This is a genomic window from Floridaenema aerugineum BLCC-F46, assembly GCF_041929345.1.
In the GTDB taxonomy this organism is placed as follows: Bacteria; Cyanobacteriota; Cyanobacteriia; order Cyanobacteriales; family Aerosakkonemataceae; genus Floridanema; species Floridanema aerugineum.
Genome location: NZ_JBHFNQ010000232.1, coordinates 1 through 9,496 on the forward strand (window position 1 = coordinate 1; position 9,496 = coordinate 9,496).

At 41.8% G+C, this 9,496-nt stretch carries 5 protein-coding genes; 3 read left to right on the top strand and 2 right to left on the bottom strand.

Annotated features, from left to right (window positions below; genetic code table 11):
• Together ACE1CC_RS32505 and ACE1CC_RS32510 are read right to left on the bottom strand one after the other, a co-directional pair.
• The coding region (locus tag ACE1CC_RS32505; protein ID WP_413274577.1) for a toll/interleukin-1 receptor domain-containing protein at window positions 1–3,632 on the bottom strand (3,632 nt) is incomplete at its 3' end.
• A 245-nt stretch (window positions 3,633–3,877) separates the two neighbouring features.
• Complete coding sequence (locus ACE1CC_RS32510) at window positions 3,878–6,439, bottom strand: sigma 54-interacting transcriptional regulator (RefSeq protein ID WP_413274578.1); 2,562 nt, start codon at window positions 6,437–6,439, stop codon at window positions 3,878–3,880.
• Window positions 6,440–6,724: 285 nt separating this feature from the next.
• On the opposite strand from ACE1CC_RS32510, the gene ACE1CC_RS32515 reads away from it, so the two are divergent.
• The 3 genes from ACE1CC_RS32515 (at window position 6,725) to ACE1CC_RS32525 (ending at window position 9,116) form a co-directional block, all read left to right on the top strand.
• The gene (locus ACE1CC_RS32515) at window positions 6,725–7,747 is read left to right on the top strand and encodes a M23 family metallopeptidase (RefSeq protein WP_413274579.1); all 1,023 of its coding nucleotides are present in this window, start codon (window positions 6,725–6,727) and stop codon (window positions 7,745–7,747) included.
• Window positions 7,748–7,778: 31 nt separating this feature from the next.
• Window positions 7,779–8,357, top strand: a complete 579-nt coding sequence (locus tag ACE1CC_RS32520) for a thylakoid membrane photosystem I accumulation factor (RefSeq protein WP_413274580.1) — start codon at window positions 7,779–7,781, stop codon at window positions 8,355–8,357.
• Window positions 8,358–8,507: 150 nt separating this feature from the next.
• Window positions 8,508–9,116 carry a hypothetical protein gene (locus ACE1CC_RS32525; protein WP_413274581.1) on the top strand — a complete coding sequence of 203 codons (609 nt, stop codon included), beginning with the start codon at window positions 8,508–8,510 and terminating at the stop codon, window positions 9,114–9,116.
• The last annotated feature ends 380 nt before the right edge of the window (window positions 9,117–9,496 follow it).

The window sequence follows — 9,496 nt, forward strand, 5'->3', positions numbered from 1 at the left end:
TCGTTGCTGAAACCTACATCATTAAATGTCTCGTTAGAGAGTAAGCTTTGGGGTTGTCTGCCCTCTACACTCCAGAGTTTAACTGTTCGATTGTCCCATTCTCCGCTATAAGTAGCAATCAACTTGCCGTCGTTGCTGAAATCCACACCATTAAATGTCTCGTTAGAGAGAAAGCGTTGGGGTTGTTTGCCCTCTACACTCCAGAGTTTAGCCGTTCGATTGTCCCATTCTCCGCTAAAAGTGGCAATCAACTTGCGATCATCGCTGAAACGGATATCGTTAAACTGATGGTCAAAAGGTAAGGATTCGAGTGGTTTGCCCTCCCAATTCCAGATTTTAACCCTTTGGTTTTCTCCTATTGCGTCATGAATAGTCGCGATGAACTCACTGTTATTAATGAACTTAGCGTTCTGACCTTCAAGAAGTTTGCGATCGCTACTATCAATATTCCAGAAACTAACAGTTTGATTGGAACTCACAGTAGCAATCGTTTTGCCTTTGGAGTCGAAATAAACTCTATTGACCACAGTACCTGGATATAGAGTTTGAAGTTCTTCACCATCTTGTGTCCAGAGTTTTATCATCTTGTTACTGGTAGTAGCAATCAGCTTATTGTCATCGCTAAAACTGACATGATTAAACTTCTCATCAGGAAGCAGGGGTTGGAGTTGCTTACCCTCAATTTTCCAGAGCTTAACTGGCTTGTCGCTTTCCCTACTAGTTGTGTAAATCAGCTGAGCATTGGGGCTGAAGCCCATATAATCAAACTTTTCCACAGGAGCGAACTCTCGAATTAGTTGTCCCTGACCGTTCCAGAGTTTGATAGTTCGCTTGTTCCCTTCTCCACTAACAGTGGCAATTTTGTTGCCTTCTTTGCTAAAACTGACATCATTAAACTTCTCATGAAGAAGCAGGGGTTGGAGTTGCTTACCCTCAATTTTCCAGAGCTTAGCTGTCCGCTTGCCGCTTTCCCAATAACTTGTGTAAATTAGTTGATCGTTGGGGCTGAAGTCCATATAATCAAACTTTTCCACAGGAGCGAAGGCTCGATCATATTGTCCCTGACTGTTCCAGAGTTGGATAGTTCGCTTGTTCCCTTCGCCACTAACAGTGGCAATTTTGCTCCCGTCTTTGTTGAAATAGACTTGTCTTATCTTTTCTGAGTTATGGCTCAGGGGTTTTCGTTCCTGTTCCTTACCCTGAAAATTCCAGAGTCTCACCTTCCCGTCTTGAGTGATAGTAGCAATCGTTCGTTTATCGGGACTCACAGTAACGTCTGTTTGCCCTTCAATGCGATTCAATTCTTTAACCCCAAGAAACGCTCTTTGCAAGGCTTCCTTAACTTGATTTTCGGCTCGACCCAAATCTTTGCGCCGGAAATTAAATGTAAATGGTTTGCGTTGCTCTAATAGGGGCTTGCCCGCTCTAATGCCTTCAATCAGAGCATCAAACTCCTGATTTGAATTAGTGAGAGCGTTTGAGTACTGACTCAAGGCATTAACTTGACCTGCTAAGTTATTTTGTGCTTTTCGCTTTTCGTCAAGAGCCACTATACTAACGCCTACAGCCGCTACCAATGCTGCACTCACAGCAACCAGAAACAACTTTTGTCGTTTGGCGCTTTTTTTCTGTTCGGCTAATCGCGCTTCAACTTCCTTCGTCCGTTCTTCCTGTAAACGCAGCATTTCGGCTTGTCGGTGTTTTTCTTGTTCCTCTGCTGCGGCTATGGCGTTTTGACTTGCCGCAATAAATACCTTCTGTAATTCAGTCGCCGCAGGCTTTTTCTTTTGTTTTTCCGTTTCCTCCAACCAATTTAGAGCAATGACAAATTCATTACCCCGCAACAGTAAATCAGCGCTTTTATCCTTCTGCTGCCACTCCAGCGCCCTCTGCAACCATTTAGTATGATTGTGAACGTATTCTCGGTCAGTATCTACGCTTCTGAGCAACTGGTTAAAATTAGCATTAAAATCCCGATCGTTCTGATTAAAATCAATCCACTGCACCTTGGCTAACTCTGGATGCAAATCACCCGGATTTACCTCTCGATGCAACACCGTTACAAAGCGTTTATTCAACGAAGCTGCATACTCGACTTCATCCTTACAATATGGCGAGTTCACCGAACGGGGCGAAAGAATAAACAAAAAGTTGTCACAAGCTTTGATTCCCCGATAAATCTCCTGCTGAAAATCACTCCCCGAAGCAATACTTTCTTGGTCAAACCAAGTAGTTTTCCCCTGCATTTGTAAGGTATCATTCAGTTTTCTGGCAAAGTCTGAATCCGCACGGGAATAAGAGATAAATATATCGATCGACTCTAAAGGCGGTTGTTGCAGACTTTGAGTAATGAATTCTTCTTGTAACTCTATGGGTCGATGCTGCGTTCTTTTTTGTGCTACTTTTAGCCATGTCTCGGCACTCCGCAAGTTATACCCGCGTAGCAGAATGCTGGGATTTTCGTTTTGTCGCTTCCACTTGAGCGCTTTGGTTAGCAAAACCTTATGTTCGTTATAGTAAGCTGCGTCCTCATGCAGGATTTTCAACAGCTGGCTTTCGTTGAGTAGATAATCGTCTTCCTTTACGTTGTTGGTCAGGTTAATATATTGCAATGTATGTAGTGCGATCGGCACCTGATCCGGATCAGTTTGGCTCACCAATACAGGTATAATTCGCTTATTCAGCGACACAGCTAAGTCCAATTCTCGCTGACAATAATTCGATTTAACCGCATCTGGCGACAGCAAAAACACTAAGTTATCCGCTTGTTCAATTCCGCGCTTAATCGCTTCGTCAAATGCTTCCCCGGTTTGAATATCAGTTTTATTTGTCCAAACTGTAATGCTTTCTCGCCGTAAACTGTTGCGAATCTGCTCCATTGTGGGCCGATCTTCATCGGCATAAGAGAGAAAAACCTGAGTCATCAAGTTGTTGGCATTTTTGATACTTTCGGTGATGTACTCGCAATGGATCTCTGTGGGGATGCAGGGAGGTTGCTCTTCTTTAAATCTTACCTTCAACCATTGTTCTGCCTCTTGCCGTTCTTCACCAATTAACAAATATTGTGACTGCTTTTGATGCCTCTCCCATTCCAATGCTTTCGCTAACAAAACTGTGTGCTGATGCACGTATGTCTTCTGTCGCTCTAGGATGGCAAGTAATCCCTGAAAAGCTGCTTCAAAATCATCAATATTTTCCCGAAAGTAAACCCAGTTAATTTTGCCAATTTCTGGGTGCATATTCGCAAAGCTCGAATGTTTCCCCTGCGCCTTGTAAGCTTCCCATTCTTCATCAGTACCATTACCATTAGGAAGCCTTTGTTGCCAGGTTTCTTTGCTAATCTGCTCTACGTGCAGTAGGGGAATGATCCGTTTTTTGCGCTTGAGTGCTAATTCAATTTCTTTGAGGCAGTAGAAAGAGTTGATCGAGTGTGGTGCAATGATAAACAGGAAGTTATCTGCTTTTTCAATCCCGTCATCAATCTGGTTTTGATAATCTACCCCCAGGGGAATGTCGTCAAAATCAAACCAAACTTCTAATCCTTGCTCTACCAGGCGAGAGTTGAGTTTTTTGGCAAAAGCTTTGCTATCGATTCGACCGTAGGAAATGAAAACATCCTGAAATTTATTCATGGTAAATCCGCCATTGCTAACGAACGACTTGATTTAATCGCTGTGAGTCGAGGGATTTTTACAGGCAAAACTTTTAATCATTTCAAAACGCAACCGATCGGAGCATCCCTCGCTAGATAGATTTATCTAAAGACAATTAAATTTTATTCCTTTTTCAGCGATCGCGCAACCTTGACCCGCCGTAGGCATCACCTGATTTGGACTGTAAATACACACTTTGGCTAATTTGTCAATCCCAAAGTCACTTAAATAACAGAGTTAACAATAATCACCCATAATCCAACACACAAAACAATAGTCGCTAGATGTTGAGGAAACAAACATTTAAAAGATTGACGGGCAATTTTCTGAGTTAATATTACTGAACAAAGTACCGAAAATATCAACGTAACTCCTTGTAAAAAAGCGATCACAGCCGGGTGAGCAACTACTATTGGTAAACCTTCACCATGCAAACCAAAAGTTGCTAAACTCACAGGTAAAATACGTCCAGCTTCGCCTAAACCTAACCGCAAATAATGGGCTAAATTTGCCCCTAAAACTAGCGGTAAATAACCGTAAGCTAACTCTATAAAAGAGCGAGGTTTAATAAAGTTTTGCGTCCTCGATACAGTCCACCAAATCACCAACTTGATCCACCCATAAGCAACAAAGATAACTAATACTGGTAGGAGTAATGCTGCTAATGAAAATCCTAAATGAGTCCAAAATTGAGTTAAATCTAAATTTAATCCCAACCAAGCATTTATTTCCGGTAAACGATGCAGAAAAACTCCACCTAATAACAACATTAACAACGCTACTTCATAGGTGTGCGGAGTGTGAGTTGTCCAAAGTTCAATTCCCGGAGGGCGTAAATTTAATTCTACGGAACGATGGGGACAAGCTTTCAAACAAGTCATGCACAAAACACAATCTTTATTATCTTCTAATTGTGCCGGATGGGAATATAAAGGACAGCCATTTGTCGCTAAACCTTCTCCTTTTTGCGGCCCACCTTTATAACATTGGTAAGTAGTACATTCAGCCGAACAAGTCCCCTGTTGCGCTCGTAATTCGGTCATTGACAGTTTAGCAAATAAGCCATTCATTCCCCCGATCGGGCAAAGATAGCGACACCAAAATCTGCGCTCAAAAATAGTAGAAAATATCATCGCTCCGGCGGTAATTAATAATAGCAAACAAGCCGAAAGATAAGCTGTGTTTTCTAAATTCCAGAGTTCCTCCCAAAGGAAAATTAAGGCAAATAAACCAAATAAAAACCAACCTCCCCATTTTTCTGCTGACTGTCTAGGCCAACGTTTTAATTGTCTAGGCCATAACCATAAGGATAATTTTTGGGTAATTTCTCCATAAATCATGAAGGGACAAACCGCACACCACAAGCGTCCGACAAAGGGAAATCCGATTAAAATTAAAGGCCACCACCAAGCCCAAAATAAGTTTAAAGCAAAGTTTTCTTGCCGATTTTGGGGAGCCAGAAATAAGATAGCAACAACAAAGGCGAAAAAGCTAAAAGTGAACCAATAATTTATACGATCGGGCCACCAAGGACTACGCAAAAATCGCCTTAACCAAGGATTAGCATTTAAGAGATTGACGCGAAATTCTTTCTTCTTTGTTTGTGCTGACCAAAAAACTTCTTCTGTTAATAGTTTAGTACCGGGAGATTGGACGATCGCTCTTTCCACCAAACTCTCTAATTCCCGCAAATTTCCCGGAAAATCATAAGATTGTAACCTGCGTAAAGCCTCATCTGTAATTTGCGGTTTTGCAACACCTTTAGCGCGACAAAATAATCGCATATAGTATTCTACTTGGTCACTAATATCAGCTTTTCTGACTCGCAAAGGAGGAACTTTAATTAAATGCTTGACTAAGCGATCGATACTCGGCAAAGTCCTCTCCGAAATCATAATAATTTTAGCCTGACACTCAATCTCTAAGGCGGCTGTTTCTAATTCCTGAACCCCTACAGGCGTGAAAGTTTTAGTTTCCAATAAATGAGCGATTTTCGGAATTAATGATTCGGGGAGTTCTTGAATATTGTTAAGCAGTAAAGTTCCTGTTCCTAGCCATTCAATTAATCCCGGTTTACCGCCAGCACGACCAAACAAATCTACACCACTAGCTTGCAAAGTGCTACAATCTAACTTAATCATTGGTTCCCGTCTTTGAGCCGAACCAAAATGAATTAAAGCCGCAATATTGTCCTTTTCTAAACCTGGTTCTCCGAAAATTAAAACCGAACCCATATCATTAGTTGCTTGTTTAATTTGTTGGCGCAACCTTTCCGCATAGCGGCTTTTTCCCACAACCCCACGTTTGGCTTTTGTGACTAAATAAGGGCGTAAAATTGTTTGCCGTTCTTGCTGATATGTTAACTGTGAAGAAAGCTGCACTAATTCCATCGCTAACTTTTGCGTAAAAGCTTGGCTAATTTCGGGATATGCAGCGACTAACTCCTGAAATTTAGGAGCAGGAATAAACCATAACTCACATTCACTCAAAGCTATAATAGTTCTTTGAGTTAATTGCCCAAATAGTAGTTCTTGTAAATGAATTAAAGCACCGGGAAGTAAACTAATTGCCCAAACTGAATTAGTTTGATTTATGCGATCGCCCTCTAGCCTCCCCTGTTTTAAAATATAAAGACCATCAGGTGTAGTATTTTCTTGTACCAAACGAGTCTGCGCCGGAATCACCTTTTCTTCTAAAACTTCCCCAATTGCTGCCAACGCCTTTTCAGATAACACACCTAACTCTGTGCGTTCCTCCAACCATACCACTCTCTCTGGATATCTCATAAATTCCACTCCCAGCAAAGCTTTTTAATCTAAAACTATGTCTCAGCAAATAATTGATCTTTGGGTTCCCCTATCACTTTTAAGTCTAATCATCCTAGCAGCAATTTTTTTCAGTCGCAGCAGTTAAAACCAAGGCAGAAGAAAGGGAAAAAAGAAAAGCTAAAATTTAATTCCCCCAGTCTTGTAGGACAGGCATCTTGCCTGTCATTTCCAAGCTGTCATTTCCAAGCTGTCATTTCCAAGCTGTCATTTCCAACAATAAACTCATGAAAAAACGTTAAACTCATGAAAAAAACGTTTTTAGCTATAGCAACTTTGGTTTTTCTCCTCACAGTAATTCTTGGCGTAGGTAAACAACCAAATATAACTTCAGCGCAATCAGCAGGAAACAGTTTTAAACTTTCCTTACCGATCGACTGTACATTAGGCAAAGACTGCTTTATCATGCACTATTTAGACCGTGACCCCAGTGCCGCAGCAATTGATTTTGCTTGTGGTCAGCTGACCTACGACACTCATAATGGCACAGATTTTGCGATTCCAGACGAACGCGCAATGGCAAAAGGTGTAGCAGTCAAAGCAGTTGCTTCCGGGAAAGTTTTACGAGTACGCGACGGAGTTCCCGACATTCGGGTAGCAGACCAAACCGACAAAAGCAGAGTTCAAGGTATAGAATGCGGTAACGGCGTAATTATAGATCATGGTAACGGTTGGCAAACTCAATATTGTCATCTTCGTAAAGGTAGCATTGCCGTCAAACCAAATACATCTGTCGGAACGGGTGCAGTTTTAGGTATGGTGGGAGAATCAGGTTTAGCTTCTTTTCCCCATGTCCATTTAACAGTTCGCTATCAGGATAAAGTTGTAGACCCTTTTGTTGGTGTTGGCAGTTCTCAAGGTTGTAATGTGGCGCGTCAACCTTTGTGGCAACAACCTTTAGAATATGTTCCAACAGGTTTGATTCGTACAGGTTTTGCCCCTAAAGAACCTACAATGGCAGAAATTTGGCAAGGAAAGTTTGCCGAAACTAGCTTAGCGACAAATAATCCGGCATTGTTATTTTGGGTGCAAGCTTTTGGAGTGCGTCAGGGGGATGAAGAACAATTTCGGCTGATAACACCTGATGGTAAAGTGTTTATCGATCGCAAACAACCGCTAAAATCAACTAATCGGGTTCGGTTGAGTTACGTTGGCAAGAAAAACTCCACCAGTCAACCTTTAATTCCTGGCGTTTGGCGTGGAGAGTATCGCCTGGTAAGAGGTAACAAGGTGTTGATTGAAAGCATAAGAGAAGTGCAGTTGCGCTGAGATAATGAAAACGTAAGGATTCTGAGTCACAATGAGTATCGCTACTTTTCTCAATTCTGGACGACGACTGTTTAGCTGGCTAATCTTGCTAGTAGCTACCCTCAGTTGCCTATTTCTCTTCGGAACACCGTCAGCCCTAGCGGGTATGAACGATGATAACTATGATGGCAATATTTTTGTCCTTTATGGCGGAAATGGTTCTTTAGTACCGCCAAAGGTAACGTTAGCAGAGTCCTTAAAGCGAGATAAACCGACTCTGTTAGTGTATTACGCCGACGATAGTAAAGATTGTAAGCAATATGCGATCGTAGTTTCCCAACTACAAGCATTTTACGGTCGAGCCGCCGACTTTATCCCCGTCAGCGTCGATTCTATCCCCATTAAACCCAACTACGCACCCACAGAAGTTGGTTATTATTACCAAGGTTTTGTTCCCCAAGTCGTCCTACTTGACAAATCAGGTAAGCAAGTAATTAACGAAAAAGGACAAGTACCTTTTGAAAAAATCGATGATGCCTTTCGGGAATTGTTTAACTTGCTACCTCGTACTGAGTCTAAGGAGTTAAAACCAAAAGCATTCAACGAGTTTAGCAGCGAGTTAACTAACTAACATACCCTAAAGTACGTTGTTGGGCTTTAGCACTATGTCTGGCGCTAAAGCCCAACAACGTACCAAATTTCCAAATTATTAGTAAAGGATAACCAAAAAATATTGGTTCAGAGGTTAAACTTGCAATTAAACCAACTGAATGGTGTTCTCATGACCAAAGTTTACACCACCCAGGATCTAATAACAATTTTGGCACACGAGCGTCAAGCCTGTCTCACTGGACAGCGCCTTAGCTTGAGTGCGAAACCTTCGGGAAATCCTTTAATAGACAGATTTTTGAAAACGGAGGGAGTGCAAAAGTTTACAGCTTATCAAGATTTTAAAGCTACTATTCATCATTACCAAAGACAACATGGAGTTTCTGGGATTGTTTGGCGCGAGATTTCCGTTAAAGGCAAGTCTTTGCGCTTTCCAGAAGTTGACTCTCACTTAATTGCTTTACCAAGCGATGTGGAGATTTTAAAAGCTGCTAAATCCTCCATACTGAAATTTTGGCATGAGATAACATCCGCTATGGATTTTTATCTGAGTGTCAATCATGGTAAAGATTATCGTGCGATCGATCCTGCTGATGTGAGTAGAATTGCACAAAGGACAGAATGGGCTAATCTTTGCAAGTGGGAAAAGTCAGAGTTTCTGGAAATTCTCTTGCAGTTGGGATGGGGAAACCCAGAGGAAGCTGCTTACAAACGAGGATGGCCCACTTCCGGTAGTGAGTATATCCATGCTGTGAAACCCGGTCATCGTCCGATTTGTTAATTTGCACGACTTACGCAACTGGCACAATTAGTAGGGTGCGTCAGACACTCAAATTCTGATGCTGTCGTTCGCGTAGCGTGCCGTAGGCGTATCGAATTTATCTTCTGACGCACCCTACAACTCTGATGGTTCATCCTTCTTTGTTGTTATCTCATAGCAACTCTAAGATAGATCTTCTTATTTGAGAAATTTATACCTTTAGATTGCGAAATCGCTCATCTATAATTGTTAGTATAAATATAGGAGTGCGATTCGTTCCGGCCAAAATGGAAGGTTAATGACCTGAAGTGTAAGCAGGGTAGTGGCTCTCAGTCAATCGTAACGACTGAAACAAACCATTAACAACTTAGTAACCGTAGCGGTGCAATTCCGCTCTCGCC

Excerpts from the sequence above, each read along its gene's own strand:
- ACE1CC_RS32515 (WP_413274579.1), top strand. The coding sequence starts at position 6,725 with ATGAAAAAAACGTTTTTAGCTATAGCAACTTTGGTTTTTCTCCTCACA.
- ACE1CC_RS32510 (WP_413274578.1), bottom strand. The coding sequence starts at position 6,439 with ATGAGATATCCAGAGAGAGTGGTATGGTTGGAGGAACGCACAGAGTTA.
- ACE1CC_RS32525 (WP_413274581.1), top strand. The coding sequence starts at position 8,508 with ATGACCAAAGTTTACACCACCCAGGATCTAATAACAATTTTGGCACAC.
- ACE1CC_RS32520 (WP_413274580.1), top strand. The coding sequence starts at position 7,779 with ATGAGTATCGCTACTTTTCTCAATTCTGGACGACGACTGTTTAGCTGG.